The sequence below is a fragment of the Nocardia sp. bgisy118 genome (assembly GCF_057708605.1).
Genome location: NZ_JBYISM010000009.1, coordinates 1 through 18,413, shown reverse-complemented (window position 1 = coordinate 18,413; position 18,413 = coordinate 1). Strand labels below are relative to the sequence as shown.

General features: G+C 67.2%; 14 protein-coding genes and 1 tRNA gene. 6 read left to right on the top strand and 9 right to left on the bottom strand.

Annotated features, from left to right (window positions below; translation table 11 throughout):
• Positions 1-106: 106 nt before the first annotated feature.
• Entirely contained in the window at positions 107-898 is a 792-nt protein-coding gene (locus AC3EO7_RS13435; protein WP_435591332.1) for a hypothetical protein, read from the top strand.
• A gap of 206 nt (positions 899-1,104) precedes the next feature.
• On the opposite strand, the gene AC3EO7_RS13430 is transcribed toward AC3EO7_RS13435, so the two are convergent.
• The 5 genes from AC3EO7_RS13430 to AC3EO7_RS13410 all read right to left on the bottom strand — a co-directional run bounded on the left by AC3EO7_RS13430 (position 1,105) and on the right by AC3EO7_RS13410 (position 5,122).
• The gene (locus tag AC3EO7_RS13430; RefSeq protein WP_435591331.1) at positions 1,105-1,482 is read right to left on the bottom strand and encodes a hypothetical protein; all 378 of its coding nucleotides are present in this window, start codon (positions 1,480-1,482) and stop codon (positions 1,105-1,107) included.
• 846 nt (positions 1,483-2,328) lie between these two features.
• A complete protein-coding gene (locus AC3EO7_RS13425; protein WP_435591330.1) occupies positions 2,329-3,243 on the bottom strand; it encodes a D-alanyl-D-alanine carboxypeptidase family protein in 915 nt (304 codons plus the stop codon).
• Between the two features lie 349 nt (positions 3,244-3,592).
• Positions 3,593-3,988, bottom strand: coding sequence for a hypothetical protein (locus AC3EO7_RS13420; RefSeq protein WP_431969818.1), 396 nt, complete (start codon positions 3,986-3,988; stop codon positions 3,593-3,595).
• Positions 3,978-4,280: a hypothetical protein gene (locus tag AC3EO7_RS13415; protein WP_435591329.1), complete on the bottom strand. Its 303-nt coding sequence runs from the start codon at positions 4,278-4,280 to the stop codon at positions 3,978-3,980. The genes AC3EO7_RS13420 and AC3EO7_RS13415 overlap by 11 nt, the downstream gene beginning before the upstream one ends.
• Positions 4,281-4,486: 206 nt before the next feature.
• Positions 4,487-5,122 carry a hypothetical protein gene (locus tag AC3EO7_RS13410; RefSeq protein WP_435591328.1) on the bottom strand — a complete coding sequence of 212 codons (636 nt, stop codon included), beginning with the start codon at positions 5,120-5,122 and terminating at the stop codon, positions 4,487-4,489.
• 75 nt (positions 5,123-5,197) lie between these two features.
• Between AC3EO7_RS13410 and AC3EO7_RS13405 the strand changes: the two genes are divergently transcribed.
• From AC3EO7_RS13405 to AC3EO7_RS13395, 3 genes are all read left to right on the top strand, one after another.
• Positions 5,198-8,449, top strand: coding sequence for an ATP-binding protein (locus AC3EO7_RS13405; RefSeq protein WP_435591327.1), 3,252 nt, complete (start codon positions 5,198-5,200; stop codon positions 8,447-8,449).
• A 237-nt stretch (positions 8,450-8,686) separates the two neighbouring features.
• Complete coding sequence (locus tag AC3EO7_RS13400; RefSeq protein WP_435591326.1) at positions 8,687-10,213, top strand: FAD-dependent monooxygenase; 1,527 nt, start codon at positions 8,687-8,689, stop codon at positions 10,211-10,213.
• A 242-nt stretch (positions 10,214-10,455) separates the two neighbouring features.
• Positions 10,456-10,659 (top strand): cold-shock protein, encoded by a 204-nt coding sequence (locus tag AC3EO7_RS13395; protein WP_068067736.1) that lies wholly within the window; start codon positions 10,456-10,458, stop codon positions 10,657-10,659.
• Positions 10,660-10,779: 120 nt separating this feature from the next.
• On the opposite strand, the gene AC3EO7_RS13390 is transcribed toward AC3EO7_RS13395, so the two are convergent.
• Positions 10,780-12,615, bottom strand: coding sequence for an acyl-CoA dehydrogenase (locus tag AC3EO7_RS13390; protein ID WP_435591325.1), 1,836 nt, complete (start codon positions 12,613-12,615; stop codon positions 10,780-10,782).
• Positions 12,616-13,211: 596 nt separating this feature from the next.
• Between AC3EO7_RS13390 and AC3EO7_RS13385 the strand changes: the two genes are divergently transcribed.
• Positions 13,212-13,370, top strand: a complete 159-nt coding sequence (locus AC3EO7_RS13385; protein WP_431969812.1) for a hypothetical protein — start codon at positions 13,212-13,214, stop codon at positions 13,368-13,370.
• A 65-nt stretch (positions 13,371-13,435) separates the two neighbouring features.
• A tRNA-Pro gene (locus AC3EO7_RS13380) sits at positions 13,436-13,509 on the top strand.
• Between the two features lie 43 nt (positions 13,510-13,552).
• Here AC3EO7_RS13380 and AC3EO7_RS13375 read toward each other — a convergent pair.
• From AC3EO7_RS13375 to AC3EO7_RS13365, 3 genes are all read right to left on the bottom strand, one after another.
• Positions 13,553-14,890: a site-specific integrase gene (locus AC3EO7_RS13375; RefSeq protein ID WP_435591324.1), complete on the bottom strand. Its 1,338-nt coding sequence runs from the start codon at positions 14,888-14,890 to the stop codon at positions 13,553-13,555.
• On the bottom strand, positions 14,890-15,111 hold the full coding sequence (locus AC3EO7_RS13370) for a helix-turn-helix domain-containing protein (protein ID WP_431950284.1): 222 nt from the start codon (positions 15,109-15,111) through the stop codon (positions 14,890-14,892). Before AC3EO7_RS13370 ends, AC3EO7_RS13375 begins: the two co-directional genes overlap by 1 nt.
• A gap of 598 nt (positions 15,112-15,709) precedes the next feature.
• A partial coding sequence (locus AC3EO7_RS13365; RefSeq protein ID WP_435591323.1) for a VirB4 family type IV secretion system protein occupies positions 15,710-18,413 on the bottom strand: 2,704 nt, incomplete at its 5' end.

Here is an 18,413-nt window from a genome sequence, read left to right as displayed (position 1 = left end):
TGCGGTGAGCGTCGCGGCGCGATCGCCGCCTCGGCGAAGGGGAACCACTGTTCGAGAAGCTGTTCATCGATGTCGGATCACCGGCGCAGGAGAGGCAGGAACCACCGTGGTCGAGTCCATCGAGATCCGTGCGATCGTGGGTGCGGACAGGGTCTCGCGCGAACAGGTGCGGGCGTGGGAAGCACTTCGGGCCGCAGCGGTGCTCGCGAAGTTCGCCGCGCGCCTAGGGCCGCGCGGCACGGCCGAGATCATGCCGGACCATACGATCGACGAACTGCTCGCCGCCCCTCTCGATGTGCAGCGATCCGCGCTGACGGCACTGAAGATTCGGTTGGGTCATGCCGGTGTCTACGCGATGCTCAGGCGCGAGTTGGCGGTTTCCGAGCGGATGGTCCGGGTCGGTGTCGCTATGAGCAGAGGGAGGACCAAGCATTCCATCACCCGCCTCGAAGTTCCGGGCTACTCCGCTGAGCGGTTCGCCGCGTGGTTCGACAACCTGACCGCGACCAACGCCGAAACCGACATGGTCGACGCCTGCCCGGACCACTACCTGCTGCGCGGGCTGCCCGACGGCCATCAGGAAGTCGTCGAAACCACCGGCGGATCACCGGCGGCGTCGCGGTTCGTCGTCGACTACGGCAGGACCGAAACCCTGACCATCCCGATCGATCCCGGCTATCCGATCCAGATCGCGGGCCAAGCCCTCCTCGACGACGGTCTGGTCATCGGCGGGGTCCGCCACCAGTTCCGCGACCGCGACGGCACACTCGATGCCCTGCTGACCGTGCAGTTCCCGGGCACCTCGCCCGCCAGACTCATTCGCCAACACCAGTGGCATCTGGCCTGCGAGTTCAGCAATTGGATGATCGCGGCGGCCCCGGTCGCGGCCACATCGTGACGACTGCGACGGCACACCGGGCTGAAGTGATGCGCGAAAGGTTCGGCGGCGCAGACGAACCGCTCGCCTTCGCCGCCGTGTTCGCCATCGCGGTGGTGTAGACGCCGACCACCGCCGTGTTGCCCGCGGTTCAAACCACGCGCGGGGCAGTCACTGGCGCTGTCATGCGGCTCGGTTGCCACCGGCGAGGCGCTGCTGCTTTGGGCTTATTCGGGTGCGTAGAGCTCGGGCTCGAACAACGCCTCGGCTCCCGCGCGGGTGAAAAGCTTCCGTTGCAGCGAACGCAGGATCGCGACTGCTTCGGCGTCGCGGATCGCGCTGACCAAGTGGAACTCCACACCGGCACCGAAAAGGTCACTGCCGAAAGCCAGTTCGATGAGGAACAGCACCCTCGCGGTCTCTACCTCGGTCAGCGTCGCGCGCTCGCGTACCGCGCGACGAAGCCTTTCGGTCTCATCGTCGAACCGGTCACGGTCGGGAAACCCTAATGCCCGCACCGGGATCGGTGCCCTGCCTGACACTCCGGTCCAGCTGGCCAGTGCGGCGTCCACGAAGTCGTGTTCCCTCAGCGTCAGCTTCGACATATCGAATTCCAACGGTGCCTCTCCTGATGGCGTAGTCATCGACTGCCACCAGGTTTACCTGGAGTCCCTCCGATCCCACCAGGAACCCGGGAAAGGACCGAGTGGGGGATCTGTGGTCTGGTCGGCGGCGCCGAACCGAGCCGAGATGAATCGGTAGGCTCCGCGCTATGTTGGGGCGCGTGGTTTGTCGAGGGCGGGGTTCGGTCGTGGCGGCGGTTGTTTCGCTGTCGGTGTTGGCGGCGGTGTCAGCGTGTGCGGTGATCGACGGTAGCCAGAAGGAAGCGAGCCCCCCGGCGCCGACGGCCGTCACGGACACGGTGCGGAGAATTGGGGATCTGGCGGATGCGTGTTTATCGAAGCGGGGCTTCTTTCCGGCACTGGACGCTTACGGTGGGCCCGGGCCGCATCCCATTGCGGTGTTCGACGAAAATGCCAGGGGAGGGGTAAGTCCCATCCTGAACACACCGCTGCAGCCACCCGAGTGGATGAACGAGTTCGATCCCAAGCGCTATCAGCTCATCGCGTGCCTCGGGCGCGGACATGACAACGGGGAGTACGTGGGGACTGCGCATTCGCCGGTGGGGTCGAGGTGACACAGTATCGGGGTCTGTACAACGCTGTCGTATACGAGGCCAAGACAGGACGCGAGGTCGGCCGCGAATTGATTCGTGGGGACCATACATCCGGATGTGGGATTCTCGAGGTCGTGGATCGTGAGAATCCGAAGCTCTACACGGGTCCTACCCTCATCGAATTGCAGAACGTCCTGGGCAAGTATGTGAGCTAGCTGTTGCGGGTCATGACGTTGGTGACGGCCTGGCGACCTGACAAAGCGAAGACCTGGCGCTAACCGATCGGCAGCACGCTCAGGAGCGGGTCGTAGATCCAGTTCAGCATGCGCTCGGCGTCGTCCTTTGCGGCGACGGCGTTGCCGGGTGAGCTGTGCAGGACCACACCGATCAGCGGTATTCCCGCCCGGACCGTCTCGAACAGCAGGCAGGTTCCCGCGGCGTCGGTCCATCCGGTTTTGATGCCGATGGTGCCGGGATAGTCGCCCAGCAGCAGGTTCGTGGTCTGCCAGAGGTGATCGCGGTTGCCCGGGCCTGCGGGCAGGTGATAGCTCTGCGAGCTGACGATCTCGCGGAACGCCGGCAGGCGCATCGCGCGCAGTCCGAGGGTCACCAGGTCCGCCGGTGTGGAGTAGGTGGAGTGGTCGGTGGGGACGGGCAGTCCGCTGGGGTCGGTGAAAAATGTTCCTGCCAGGCCCATTCCACGCGCGGTGTCGTTCATTCTGGCGATGAAGCCGTCTTGGCCGGGCCCGTAGGTCTCGGCAAGGGTATAGGCGGCGTCGCAGCCCGACGGCAGCATCAACGCGTAGAGAAGCTGTCGCGCGGTGAGCACCTCGCCGGGGGCCAGGCCCGCGGTGCTTCCGTCGTGCCTGCTGCAGTAGGCGATGGCTTCTTGCGGCACGGTAATAGTCCGGTCGAGGTCGCCGGCCTCGACCACGACCAGTGCCGTCATCACCTTGGTGATGCTGGCTATCGGGATCGGGGTGTTCGCCTGTCGCGACCAGAGCGCCGTGCCAGTGAATCCTTCTGCCAGCTGCGCTCCCGTCGCCTGCACCCCGCCCGGCTCAGAAACCAGCCAGGGCAACTGAATATGGGGGACGCTCGAGGCGGGGGCGGCCGTGACGCCATGGCTGACTGCGACGACCAGCGCCCCGGCGATGACAGCCTGCAACAATTGGGCAAATTTGCGCATGGCCCATATTGTGCCGTTGAACCTCGTCGACCAGCGGTATTTAACCGCCCGGATTTTCGCGCGGCTCCGGCGACAACATGCAATCGATTGCTGCCGGGATGCTCCGAGCCCAACGTTTGTCGCGTGTGAGCGGCATGAGTGGATTTCCGGGGCGGCTCCGCAGGGCCGCAATTTCCCTCTCGAACCGGTCGATAGGGGCATCATCGCGAGTGCGCATCCGATGGTATTGCGGCGAAAAAAGTTTCGCCGAAATCGGCTGTGAACCGCCGGTCAGCACACCGCCGTGCGGACCGCCTCGATGCATGGGGCCCGACCCTCTACTTCTGGTGATCCGCTACAGTGCCGCAGCTCACGACAGGTAGTGCCGTTCCCACGCGACCGCGTCGAGTCGCTGCCAGTCGTTCTCCAGCCAGTCCCAGATCAGCTGCCCGACCTCGCGCGCGTCGTGCACCGTCGTAGCGGCGAGGTATTCGGCGTCGGCGACTCCGGAGTGCACCTCGATCAGGTAGTCGGTGTCGCTGTTGCGGTAGGTCTGAATGAACGCCGCCCCGTTGGCTCTTGCCACCGTCATGAAGGGACCGCCACGGGTGTAGAGCAGGTTACCCAGCCAGTAGTTCAGGTGGTCGTAGGTGAGTGTCGTCAACTCTCTGGCGCCGACTGTGACGTTCAGGCTTCGATGCACGACCGGCGCCTCCGCCGGCAGGGTGTCGGGCCAGGGAGCGCCGAGTTCCTCGTCAGTCTTCATCCGGGTACCCCCAATCGAAATCCACCCGGGCGTGCGGGACGAGGGCGGTCACCCGGCGAGTCAGCTTCTGCTCGAAGTCCTCCGACCAGAGATAGAACCTGCTGAAGATGACTGGATAGTCGGAGTCCGCCCGGACGAACAGACTCTCCCCGACCTCTCCCAGAGTGATGAACACTTCGCGGCTCAAGCCTTCGCTCTCGAGCACGTCGGTCAGCAGTGCGGTGACGCCCGCACGTTCGCGCTCGTCCCTCAGCTCCCGAATCGTCAAGGAGACATCAATATTCACGGACATGGAGTCGACCGTAGCGCCGATCACCGACAGCGCGACTACTGCCCAACCGGGCGGGTGACAGTTCCGCGCGCAGCGGTGAGGACGGCTGGACTCGATCGGTATCCCCGCAGGTCGCTCCGGACCGAGGCAGCGGAGCGACGCGGGGACCGCAAAGGGCGGCAAGGAACTGCACTACTCCGCCGCCGACACGGGGGTGATCGCCTCACCTACTTACCCGTGTTCTCCACCCACCGCCGCAATCCGTCCGGCCAACGCAACATCAGGACACCAATGGCCGCGACGACGATGCCGCGCGGCGCCTCGTAGACGAATCCGGTCAACCCCTGGGTAGCGGGAATCGGAAGGAAGAAGCCGACTCCGGCGAGCAGGGTGAGCACCGCGATCCAGCGGGGCACCGTGTTGTTGCGCAGCATGCTCGCACCCAGCAGCCCCATCCCGGCGAGCAGGAGGAGAGCGCCGATGATGTTGAACAACGCGAACGCGGTCGTGTCGATCATGTTGTCGTTGTCGGCGATCAGGTGCGCGGTGGCGGAGTCGGCCGCGAATGGGTAGGCGACGAACAACTCGACGGTGAGATGACCGGTTGCGGTGACGACGTTGGCGACCAGATAGCAGACCGTGCCGATGAATCCGGCCGTGCCGAGTCTCGGCCGCATCCACGCGTACATCCCGGGCAGGCCGAGGATCAGCAGTACGGTTCCTATGCCGAGCAGGATCTGCGCGATCGGCGCGCCGGGGCTGGTGAGCGCCTCGACCGAATGGCTCTTGCGCGCGACGATCGGATGCAGTGTGCCGCCCGCGATGCACAGGGGTCCTGCGATGGCCAGTGCGGCACCGCTCATCCGCAGTACAGTCTCGCGAGAGGGGCCGATGGTCCGATTGTCGCCGGTGGTCGGGGTTGGTAGGAGTGCTTGCGTGTGTGTCATGAGCCAAGGGTCGACGAGGGCGCTGGTGTGACGCTGGTGCGCGGCAGGTCCGACGACGACCGACCGGCCATCTCGGTACTCGGGCCGCTGGAAGTGCGCGGCCAGGACGGCGCTCGCGTCACCATCCCGGCGCGTAAACACGCCGAGCTCCTGGTCATTCTCGCGGCGGAGCGCACCGCCCGCAGCGCGCCCTATCTCTGCGAATTGCTCTGGCGAGGAAGCCCGCCGGAGAGCGCCCTGGTGACGCTACAGGGCTATGTGTCACGGCTGCGCCGCACGCTGCGGCCACTCTCCGAATTCCGGATCGAGACCAGCCCGAACGGCTACGTGCTGCGGTGCGGCGGATCCGGCACGGACCTCGACCTGCTCGACGTGCTGTCCAGGGACGCCCGCGCGGCACACACCGACGGTGACGTCGGACGGACCGTCGATCTGCTGGAACGCGCCTTACGTCTGTGGCGCGGCGACGCGCTCTCCGATGTCGACGACGTCGCCGAACTCGCTCCCGAACGCGCGCGTCTGGCCGAGCTGCGATCGGAACTCGTCGAAATGTGTGCCGAGGGATTGATCGTGCTCGGCCGCGCCCGGCACGCGGTCACACTGCTCACCGACGAATGCGAGCGGCATCCGCAGCGGGAAGGCACGGCACGGCTGTTGGCGCTGGCGCTGCGCGACTGCGGACGGATCTCGGAGGCGCTCGACGTTCTCGTTCGATTGCGGCGATCGCTGCGGGAAGATCTCGGCCTCGATCCCGCGCCCGACACCGTCCGGGTCGAGAACGAGATCCGCAATCCCGCGACGCCGACGGCGGCACCGGCGGTGGGACGGTCGGCCCTCGTCGGACGTGACGACGTCGCCGCTGTCGTCGACCGTGCTCGGAACCGGTCGCGGCAGGGACTGGCCGTCGTGACCGTGCGCGGCGCATCCGGCATCGGCAAGACGGCCGTCGTCGAGGACGCCGTACGACGCCACGGCGACGCGCCCTTCTTCACCGCGGGGATCAGCGGGGCGAGCGCTTCGGCGTTGGCGACGGTGATGCCGTGGCTGGATCAGGCCGCGCTGGCCGGGCGCGCCGTGCCCGACGTCCCGACACCGCGTGCGCTCGCCGCGCTGTTCGCCGACGTGGCACGAGAGACCGGACACTTGGTCGCGGTCATCGATGACGTGCAGTGGGCCGATCCCGATTCGGTTCGGATGATCGCGGCGGCCATGCGGGTGCTGCGTGCCCACCCCGTCCTGCTCTTTCTCACGGTTCGCCCAGAGCCGCTTTCTGCCGAGGTGGACGCCGCGGTGCGCTTGCTCCAGTCCTCAGGCACCCATATCGTGGTGGACCTGCCGCCGCTGTCCGATGCGGCGGTGGACGAGTTGATGCGCGCCGATCTCGGTTCGGTCGGTCCCGAAGTGCGCGCCCAGATCATCGAATTGAGCGCCGGCAGCCCGTTCGTCGCGGCGCAACTGTGCGATCTCGTTCGAGCGGGGCGCCCCTTGGACGTCAGGGGCTCCGCCCCCGAGATCACGACGGCGAAGCTGGCCGCTGTTTCGGCCTCGGCGCGTGCGCTCGCCGAGGTGCTGGCCGTGATCGGCGCGTGCGCGTCGATCGGACTGGTCGCCGCCGCAGACGGTGGGCCACGGTTCGACGATCGGATCGGTGAACTCGTCGCCGCACGGGTCGTCTCGCTCGAAGACGGCACCGTCGCCTTCGAACACGAACTCGTGCGCGATGCCGTACTCGCCACGATCGGTGAGGTGCGAACGGCACTGTTGCACAGGCGGATCGCGGACGCGCTGGCCGACCTGCAACCGGGCGCACTCGCGGCACAGGCACGGCATCGCAGCGCCGCCGCGCTCGGTGCGCTGGATTCCTCTGCCGCGCATGCCTGTTCAGTCGCGGCGCGGGACGCACTACGGCGGGACGCGCCCACCGAATGCGCCGAACTCGCCGCGCGCGGACTCCGGCACGCGGATCCCGGTGACGTGGAGTTGCTGATCGAGTTCGATTGGCTTGCGGGACAGGCACATCACCGTCTCGGCCACTACGGCGCGGCCGCCGAGAGTTTCGACCGGGCCGGTCGGCGATGCGGTGACCGCGGCGACTGGTCTGGTCTGGCACGGACCGCACTGCTGGCCGCGCCGCGTGGCGTAGCCGGTTACTTCTCCGGATACGGTGTGGTGCATGCGGGTTCGTCGGCGCTGCGGGCGCAGGCACTGGCGCATCGCCTCGATCTCGATGCCGAGCTGGTCGCCGAAGCGGAAGCGATCGAGGCCGCGGACCGCGCAATCCACGGTCTACCAGGGCATTTCGATGCTCTGACCGAAGCGCGGGCGCGCAGCGCACCCGGCAGCCGATCGTGGCCCCAGGTGCTGCTCGCCGAGTTTCTGTGCACCTGGGGCCCGACAACAGTCGCCGACCGGCGCAAGATCGCCGAGGAACTCGAGGAACTCGCGGGTCACGACCGCACGGCGCGCGCGACGGCGGTCCATCTGCGCCGCGTCTGCGCCCTCGAGGCCGGCGATATGCGGCTGGTCCGCCGGCTTTCGGCCGAGTTCGCCCGGTTCGCCGCCGCCGGCGACATCGACCTCGCGGCCACCCAGCTGTGGTGGCAGGTGATGCTCGCCGTGCTGCGTGGCGACTACCAGCAGTCGCAGGCGCTGATGACACGCTTCGCCGACGATCTCGGCGCGGTCGACGACCACGCCCGACTGCTCGCCGAGGTCTCGGCGCTGACGAGCAATTCGATCGAGCTGTGGCATCGCGGGCGTCTCGGCGAGCTACTCGCCGAAGTGGACCGTATGGCTCAGGACTTCGACGAGGACTTCGCGCTCGTGGTCGCGATGGCCGCGGCGGAGATCGGTGACCACGAGCGCGCGTTGTCGTCGATCGAGTCCATCATCGCCCTGCCGGGGAGGTTGCACGGCCCGCGCCTGGTCGTGCGTGTGCCACTGCTGGTCGAGGCGCTGCTCGCGGTCGGTCAGCGCGCGCCGCGGCAGCGCGACCGGGTGGTCGAGCTCACCGCCGAACTCGAACCGTTCACCCAGGGGTGGGGCGAGACATTGATCGTGCAATGGCCGGGGCTGGTGTGCCTCGGGCCGTCCGGGCTCTACCGCGGCACCGCACGCGGAATTCTCGGACTCGCTGGCGCGCGCGACGAGGTGGTCGCCGCGCGGCACCGGGCGCGCGTACTCGGTGCGCGGCCTTACGAGTTGCGTGCGGCGGACCGCCTGACGCGGTGGCCGTTCGACTGAGCCGTTCACCGGCACCTCGATCATCACCAAGGGCGCGGCGCCGACTTTGACCGGCCACCGGCACAACGGAAGCTCGGGGTTCGCGTGCCGTTTGGGGATTTTGCGGGAAAACGGAGGGTGCTGCTGAATCCCTTCCCTTCTCAACATATAGCCCACCGGGGGCCTTGCGGCAAGACCCGGGGTGTGCCGCAGAATTGCCGACCTGAGCCAGAACCTGCGGACATTTGGGAGTAACGCGTGACCGACATCGACGTGATCATCGTGGGCGCCGGCCCGGCCGGGCTGACGCTGGCCGCCGAATTGAGCCTGGCCGGTGTGCGGCCGCTGGTGCTGGAGAAGCATCGGGAGCCCCGAGACGTCCCGAAGGCCAGCGGTATCGCCGGTCGGATTCTGGACGTGCTGCACTACCGCGGCATTCTGGATCGCTTCGAGGCGGCCAGCAGCGACCCACACGTGACCGCCCGATTCCCTTTCGGCGGAACGCATCTGGACTTCACGCAGCTGGCGGATCCGCCGATGCGGGCGGTGCCGCTTCCGCAGCGGGAGATCGAACGACTACTCGGTGAACGCGCCCGCGAACTCGGCGCCGAGATCCGCCGCGGACACGAGGTGGTCGGGGTGAGCCAGGACGAGGCCACGGTGACCGCGGAGGTGCGCGGGCCGGACGGACCGTACCGGCTGACCGCCCGCTACCTGGTGGGCTGCGACGGCGGCCGCAGCCGTATCCGCGACCTGGCGGGTATCGCGTTCCCCGGCACCACCTATCCGGAGGTCAACCGGGTCGCTCAGGTCTCCGTGGGCGATACGGTCACCGTGCACGACAACGGCGACATCGATGTCCCCGGGCTGGGCCGGCTTCCCTTCGGGTTCAACCGAACCGACCGCGGTATGTTCGCGTTCGCGCCCAACCCCGGGGGTCTGTTCCTGCAAACCGTCGAGGACGAGACCGCCGACTACGACGATGACGAGCCGCTGACCCTGACCGAGCTCGCGGACAGTGTGCGCCGCGTGCTCGGCGTGGATCTCCCCATGTCGGATCCGAAGCGCCTGTCGCGCTTCACCTTCAAGGATCGGCAGGCCGAACGGTACCGGGACGGGCGGGTCCTGCTCGCAGGCGATGCGGCGCACCTGCTGCCCGCCACCGGCACCGCGCTCAATGTCGGCATGCTCGATTCGGTCAACCTGGCTTGGAAGCTGGCCGCCGACGTCCAGGGCTGGGCTCCGGCCGGACTGCTGGACACCTATCACGACGAACGCCACTTCGCCGGTGCGCGGGCACGGCTGCAGACCCGGGCGCAGGTGGCGCTGCGGCGCGGACACGACGAGGCCGCGGACTCGCTGCGCGAGGTCTTCCAGGAATTGCTCAGCGACGAACCGGCTCTGCGCCGCATCGGAGCGCTGGTCGGCGGCACCGACATCCGCTACCCGATGCCCGGCGAGCACATACTGACCGGCGTCTTCGCGGCCGATCTCACCCTGCACACCGATCGGGGCACGACGAGCGTCGCCGAACTCATGCACGCCGGGCGGCCTGTCTTCCTCGACCTGGCCGACCGCCCGGAGCTCCGCGAGATCGGCCGGGAATGGGCGCACCGCATCGACATTCACACGGCCAAGACCGATGATCAACCGGCCGACGCCCTGCTGATCCGCCCGGACGGCCACATCGCTTGGGCCGTGACGATCGGCGAACCGGCCGATACCGCCGCACCCACGCTGCGCGAAGCGCTGTCGCACTGGTTCGGCTCAGCGGCCGTCGCGTAGTCCCGCGCGTCCCATCGCATGCGGCTCGACCGGAGGCGTTAGCGCCACGAGGATGGTGTCGCCGGTCAGCGCGCTCCGATGCCAGGCGAACGGAGATCGGCCTGAATCGTCGTTTGTCGGCTTGCTCACAGGCTGCGGTATCGATGGCGGGGAAACCGCCGATCCATGGGAGGGTAGACGAGTGAGATCAGGCTTATCGGTGTGATTCGCTGGCTCACCTACAGAAAAGATGAAGTAAGCAAATGGCTCAAGGCAGTGTGAAGTGGTTTAACAGCGAAAAGGGCTTCGGCTTCATCGCGCAAGACGGTGGCGGCCCCGACGTCTTCGTTCATTTCTCCGCCGTGTCCGGCTCGGGATTCAAGTCCCTGGAAGAAGGACAGCGCGTGGAGTTCGAGATCGGTCAGGGCCAGAAGGGCCCGCAGGCGCAGGACGTCCGCACGATCTGAGCGACGCAGTAGATGAGCCCCGCATCCCTCGGATGCGGGGCTTCTGCCTTTCCAGCGGCAAGAGCGGCTTCCACGTTTGTTCGGGCTCGGCCGTCACGCTCATCCCGGGCGTACGACGCCTCAGAAGGCGGCTTCGTCGAGCTCCATGATCGAGGTGTCGATCTCGGAAATGACGGCCCAATCGGCGCTCAGTCGCGGCAGCACTGTCTTGGCGAAGAACGACGCGACCGCGATCTTGCCTTCGTAGAAGGCGCGGTCGGCGCCGCCATCGCCGGAATCCAGCACCGTGATTGCGATTTCGGCGGCGACGAGCAGACGCCATCCGACCAGCAGGTCGCCGACAGCGAGGAGGAAACGCACCGACTCCAGGCCGATCTTGTACAGCTCGGTGGGGTTCTCCTGCGCGTCGAGCAGGTGCTGGGTGAGCCGGCCCGCCATATCCTGCACGTCCTCCAGGGCGGTGGCGAGCAGGATCTTCTCGGCCTTCAGCCGGTCGTTGTCGGCGGTGGATTCGGCTGTTTCCCTGACCTTGCCCGCAACATGGGCCAGTGCCACGCCGCGGTCGCGGGCGATCTTGCGGAATAAGAAGTCCTGCGCCTGGATGGCGGTGGTGCCCTCGTAGAGCGAGTCGATCTTGGCGTCGCGGATGTACTGCTCGACCGGGTAGTCCTGCAGGAAGCCGGAGCCGCCGAAGGTCTGCAGCGATTCGGTCAGGTACTGGTAGGCCCGCTCGGAACCGACGCCCTTGACGATCGGCAGCAGCAGATCGTTGACCCGCGCGGCGAGTTCGGCATCTACGCCGGAGACATGGTGGGCGACAACGGGATCCTGGTGGGCAGCGGTGTACAGGTAGATCGAGCGCAGGCCCTCGGCGTAGGCCTTCTGCATCATCAGTGAGCGACGCACATCGGGATGGTGGGTGATAGTCACCCGCGGGGCGGATTTGGCCGCGATCTCGGTGAGGTCGCTGCCCTGCACGCGCTGTTTGGCGTACTCCAGCGCATTGAGGTACCCGGTCGACAGGGTCGCGATGGCCTTGGTGCCGACCATCATCCGGGCTTGTTCGATGACGTCGAACATCTGCGCGATGCCGTTGTGTACCTCGCCGACCAGCCAGCCCTTCGCCGGGATGCCGTGACCGCCGAAGGTCAATTCGCAAGTGGCAGAAGCTTTCAGGCCCATCTTGTGCTCGACGTTGGTGACGAACACACCGTTGCGTTCACCGGGTTCGCCTGTCTGGGAATCGAAGAGGTACTTCGGCACGATGAACAGGCTCAGCCCCTTGGTACCGGGATCGGCGCCCTCGGGGCGTGCCAGCACCTGGTGGAGGATGTTCTCGAACAGGTCGTCGGAGTCGGCGGAGGTGATGAAGCGCTTGACTCCCTCGATGTGCCAGGAGCCGTCCTCCTGCTCGACCGCCTTGGTGCGGCCCGCGCCCACGTCGGAACCGGCGTCGGGTTCTGTCAGCACCATGGTCGCGCCCCATTGCCGTTGTACCGCCAGCGCGGCCCAATGGCGTTGTTCTTCGGTGCCGATGCCGTTGATGATGTCGGCCATGCCAGGTCCGCCCGTGTACATGAACGCGGCAGGCTGCGCCCCGAGGACGAATTCGCTGATAGCCCAATCCAGCATCCGCGGTGCGGGAACGCCGCCGACCACCTCGGCTTTGCCAACGCGCCACCACTCGCCGTCGTACCATGCGCGCACCGATCGCTTGAACGCGTCGGGCAATCGCACCGAATGCGTCGCCGGATCGAAGACCGGCGGATTGCGGTCGGTCTCGGCGAAGGAATCGGCGACCGGCCCCTCCGCCAGCCGCGCGGCTTCGGTCAGCATCGACCGCACAGTCTCGCCGTCCAGGTCGCCGAACGCGCCGGTCCGCAAGATCTCCTCGAGGCCGAGTACCTCGAACAGGTTGAACTCCAGGTCCCTGACATTGCTCTTGTAGTGCCCCATCGGCCCTGTCCTTCCGACGATTCTCGGTCCGGTTGCCGAGACGTGTCGGGCGCATGTGATCACGCCCAGCCGAAATTCTGGCAGGCGGGAAGCTCGCGAGGGAGTCGTAAGTTACTGATCATTAAGGAGTATCTGTTGCGTCTGATGTGCGAACTAAAGGAGTACCTCTTGATATTCGGGAGAGGAAGTTAATGATAAATTACAGCTAGGCGGGTGGTCTGGGTGCATGTTCGGCGAAAGGGGAGAAGAACGCGATCCGGTCGACGAGGGCTTCGAGTAGATCCCCGCGTCGAGTGGACCGTGGATTGCGCCCGGGTCGGCGGGGACAGTCGACATCGCCTTATCGGGACTCGTGCGACCGGCCCCTGCCGAGCTGACACGCGGTCGGGTGTGGCGCCCACCATGATGGCGAGCATGAGTTCGGGAGCGCCGATACCGGTGTGGAACGGTTTCTTCGGCATCCAGATCCGCCGCGGCCCTGGTCGCTGCGTCGGCGGGCGAATGGCAGGGCTGGAGTGAGGTGGTGGAGTTCGCTCCGTGCACCGCGACCCGCATCGGTGAGGTATTGGGTTGCTGCGTGGGCGATCTCGACACCGATGGCGGACAAGGTGGTGATCGAGCTGGGTTACGAGCACCTGTGGCGGCACGACCTCTGGCACACCCGGCTGCCCTGGTTCGGACAAGCGATCCCCGAATCCTCATCACAACACCGCCCACCACCCGACCCTGACCAACGCGCCCGCCACCCCATCTGACCAGCCGATTAGCTCTCCCGACACACACTGTTGTAATCTCTTCAAGCGCCCCAACGGGCGCACCACGGGCTGTGGCGCAGTTTGGTAGCGCACTTGACTGGGGGTCAAGTGGTCGCAGGTTCAAATCCTGTCAGCCCGACACCGAAAAACCCCTTCCGACCAGCGTCGGAAGGGGTTTTCTGTCACTCGACCATCCGAAGCCTTGGGACCATTTTGGGACCGTCGGGCCCATCGTCCGTGAAGTCCTGCCCTTGTCGGGCCAGTAGCTCCGGGATCTGTGGTCCGCTGTTCGGCATCACGAGGAACCGCGACAACAGCTCGCCGTCGTTCTGTAACGCCTGAATGTCGGGATGGAGGTATCGCTGAGTGATTCGCGGGTCGGTATGTCCTGCGATGCGCTGAAGCCGGTGCAGCGGTACGCCCGCGTCAGCGAACCAGGTGAGGCCGGTGTGCCGCAGATCGTGACGACGCAGATGCTGGTGACCGAGCCGGGTCACCACCTCGTCCCAGTGGGTGGCGTTGCGGAGAACTGCGGTAGCGATCCGGCCGCCGCGCGGACCGACGAACAGCCGCGCGTCCAGCAGGGCTTCCCGTCGCTCGTCTTCATTCGCATCGCGGAGCGCCGGATCGGTGGCGACCCGCTCCTGAGCCGCCTCGATCCGGCGGAGGATCATCGGACGGATCTCCGCGATCAGCGGAATCGAGCGAGCGCGTTTGCCCTTCGTGCGCTTGTCGAGCATTCCACCCGGCCCCGGAGTCGTCTGACGGCGCAGCGTCCAGATCCATTTCTCGGTATCGATGTCACGGATGCGGCAGCCGGACACCTCACCGATTCGCACAGCGGTGCAGGCCGCGAACAGCACCACATCACCCCACCCCTGGAAACGGCCGACCGACGCCTCCACGAGCGCGGCAGCCAACTGCTGCAACGCTTCCCAGTTCAGCAACGCCAACGCTCGCGGATCATCGATGTCGTCCTCGTGCTTGACGAGCTGGTTCTGCCAGCCGACGACCTTCACTCGGTTTCGATCGATCACCTCGTCGCGCACCGCCTGATCGAGCACACGGCTCAATACCGCAAGGGTGTTCTTGATCGTCGACTCACCGCACCCGGACTCGATCCACTTCGTCACGGCCCTGTCCACAACGCCGGTTGTCACCATCGTGATCGGCAGATGCCCGAGTGTCTTCTTCACCCGCAGCCGCCAGCCCGCCCGGTACGGGTCCAGCGTCTTCGGCTCGACTCCGCGCAGAGCCGTGTCCCAGTTGGCGTCTCCGTACTCGGCCAGAGTGGATGTCGCGGTCCTCGGATCGACACCACGCGCGGCAGCCTGTTCGATTCGCTCGATCCATGCCCGTGCCTCGTCCTCGGTAGCGAAGGATTCCGATTTCGAGTCACGTCGCTTGGTAACCGGGTCGGTCCACCGCATCCGAGCCCGGCAACGCCCGGCCTTTCCCCGGACCTCGATATCGCCGCGCATCGGCACACCGATCGGCATCACGCCTATCCGATCACCCATCACGCGGCTCTCGGATCCACACGCCGACTGTTCAGGTAGTCCAAAAGATCAGCGCCGCTGTACCGGGTGGTGCGGTCGGAGATCGTGACGAACGGCGGACCCTGGGTCGGGCTGGCGGTACGCCAGCGCCGCAAGCTCGACGCATCCACCTTCAGGACCGCCGCCACCTCTTCGGTCGTATACCAGCATGACGGCTGGATAACCTGCTCATTACTGCCCATCACCGCGACCTCCTGCGCTGCCGAATCCGGGGTTCGTGGTGGACAATCCATTGCGAGAGCACATTGCGGCCCCCAAATACTTCCCCCTCCGAACCGGCGACATACCGAACTGATCGCTTACCTTCGCAATTGTCATTGCTGACTCACCTCTCCGATCATTTCCACGCTTTGCCCGATCACGCGGCTCACCCGGGCGGTGTAGCGACGTGACTACCTGTCTCGCTGGGGATTGCCTGTCCACGAACACCCCTTTTCCTTCCATTCCCGGCACCACGTCCACGACGTCCAATACGGGTGGAGCGGGCACCAGGTATCGCTGATATCTGTGTCTCGGTGGCCGGATCGCCGGGCACCGGGGGTCTATCAACGCTCCCTACCTGCCGAGTCGTCAACTGTCTTCTCGCCCAACGCTTCTGACGCCATCCCGGCCGCCATTTGACCCCCGGGCCACCGCTGCCCCCGACATCGCGCCAGCGGCCGATCCTGGGGGCGCGATCAACCACCCACACCACCGGCCGCCCCCGTTCGCGTGCGACAGTTGCCTTCGCCGCGCGACGCACGGAGACGACGACCGGCGGCGGGATGGAGAAATCCGCGCTCATGCCACCCGCCCGTCCAGACCTGCGGTTGCCGTGGCGGTGTCGTCGCCTGGGTCGGGTTCGGTGAGTGGGGCCAGTGGCCGGACCCGGTCGAGTTCGATGTCGGTGTCGACGGTGTCGATGGTCGCGAGTTCGCCGGGGTCGGTGGTGATGAGCGCGTTCTCACCTGGTGAGGCCAATGATCCGAATACGGCCCGATCGGTGCCCGCGACTGCGAGCAGGCCGCTGCCGCGTGCCGAGGAGAGCAGGAATTGCTGTTCGCCCTCGGAGAGGCGGAAGGCGGTGGCGACCTCGTCGATGGCTTGCGGGGCTTGGCGCAGCAGGATCTGGGTCGCGGCGTTGGCGACGATCGCGCGCCCCAACTCGGTGGACAGCACGTCGGCGCTGTCCTGGGTGGCGATGGTGAGCCCGGCCCAGTGCTTGCGGAAACTCTTGGCCGCCCGGAACAGGAACTCGGCGGCGGCGGGTTGGCGCATGAGCAGCCACGCCTCATCCACGGTGATCATGCGGGGCCTCCGATTCGCCGGGCTCGATACTCGCCGCCAGGTCACATCCAGCACGAGCAGGGTCCCGATCGTCTTCAACTCCTCGGGTAGCTCGCGCAGGGAGAAAACGATCAGCCCGCCCTCGGGGTCGGTGGTGGTCGGCCCGTCCACCAACCCGGCATAGGCCCCGCCGCCGACGAACGGGTGCAGTGCGGCGGCCAACTCCCCGGCAGCCGGTGTGGCGAGGCGTGCGAGTTGGTCACGCAACCCGCTCAGCGTAGGCGCGGGCCGGGTCCAGGTGGCGGGGTCGCCGGTGATCCCGACAGCGGCGTAGGTCGCCGCCAGGGCGGTGTCCAATGCTGCCCGCTGCGCGGGGTTCTGGTCGCCGAGCAGGACTTGGATGAGGGTGTGCAGGAACAGTTTCCGTCGGGTGAGGGCGTCGGTGGGGGCGGTGCGGTGACCGTCGGGGCGGGTGTGGATTTCCAGGTCGAACGGGTTGAGCCGGACACCCGGTGCGCCGAGGCGGATGTGGGCGCCGCCGACGGCTGCGGCGAGGCGGCGGTATTCGTCTTCGGGATCGATGATCACCTGCTCGATGCCGCGATACAGCGAGCGCAGGATCTCGGTCTTGACCAGATAGGACTTGCCCGCGCCGCTGCGGCCGAGGATGACGAGGTTGTGGTTGTGGGCGTCGGGGGAGAACCGGTCCACGAACAACAACCCCGAGGCGGCATCGCGACCGTAGAGCACCCCCTGCGGGCGGGTGGCCTGGGCAGGGTCGGTGGCGGGTAGTTGTGGGGAGTCGAAGGGGAAGGCCGCGGCGAGGGCGGTGGTGTCGAAGGTCCGCTGCACCCGGATGAGATCGAGCCCAAGTGGGAGGGTGGTGGCCCAGGCTTGAGCGGCGCGGTAGGACAGGGTGCAGGTGTCCACGAGCAGGCTCGCGGCCAGGGCGCGGACGGCGGCGACCTCGTCGGCCAGTTCGGTTTCCGAGGCGGCGTGCACGCTCAGATACACCCCGACCCGGAACAGGCGCGCTTCGGCGCGGGCGACCCGGGCGGACAGGTCGGCGGCGTCTTCGACGGCGACATCGACCTGCGGGTCGGTCAGGCGGCCCCGGCTCGCGTCGTGCATGCGCGAGGATTCCAGGCGGGCCTGCTGGCGGCGCAGCCGGGTCGCGGCGGTGGCCGGGTCGATGGGGTCGATGTGCACTGCGACCTCGACCCTGCCGGGATGCGAGAGCAGCGGCGCGAGCCAGCCAGCGGTCACTTCTCGCGGGTAGCCGGTGACCGCGAGGGTCGCGGTCCAGTCCGACCCGATCTCCAGATGCCGGGTGCCGATCGTGAGGGATTCCGGCGCGAACCGGTCGAGGCCCTCACCGGTGAACGGGTCGGGTGTCCGGACTTGGGGATCGGTGGTGATGATCGCGTCGGCGGCGGCGATGTCGGCGGCGGCCGAGACGAGGCCCTCCGGGTTGGTGCAGCTGGCCAGCACGGCGGTAGCCGCCACGTCATCGAGGGCGTTGACCGAGATACCCAGCGGTGCCAGCACATCGGCGGCCTCATTCATACGACGCAAGAGCCGGGACTCGGCCGCCCGGCGGGCACCGCCGGACAACGCGCGCCGTGCCCGACCCCTGCCGGGCAACTTGGCACGCAGCCCGGTGGCGGCCAGGGTCTCGATCTGTTCGCGCCAGATCAGCAGCACTTGGCGGTGGGTCGGGTCCTCGCGTGCGGTCAGCTCGGCGAGGTGGTCGGCGTGGTCGAGCGCGGCAGCGGCGAGGTCGGGTGACATCTGTTCGGCGGCGGTGTGCAGGCCGGTGATGTGCTCGGTCAGGTCCAGCCGTGCCGAACGCACCAGGATCTGTACCGGTTGGCGCAGGGTGTGCAGCCAGCCCGCGAGCTGACCGACGAGGCTGTCCTGTTCGGCCGGGGTGCGCAGCGAGAGGTTGAGGGTTCCGGCGGCCGCGATGACGGCGAGCCCGTCGGCGCCGAGGTCGATCACCCCGACAGCGCCGCTGCCGCTGTTCGACACCGACTCGGGCAGGCGTACCTGATTCGCGGACAGCTCGGTGGGGACGGGTGGGCGAGGCCGGGATCGATTGGCGCGGGTGGCGATCCAGCGCGGTGCCTCGGTCCGGGTGCTTCCGCGTGATCGGGCGAGGTGGCGTGGGCGGAAGCGGTGGCGGATCGCGGCCACGAGCAGCAGGTCGGCCGACAGC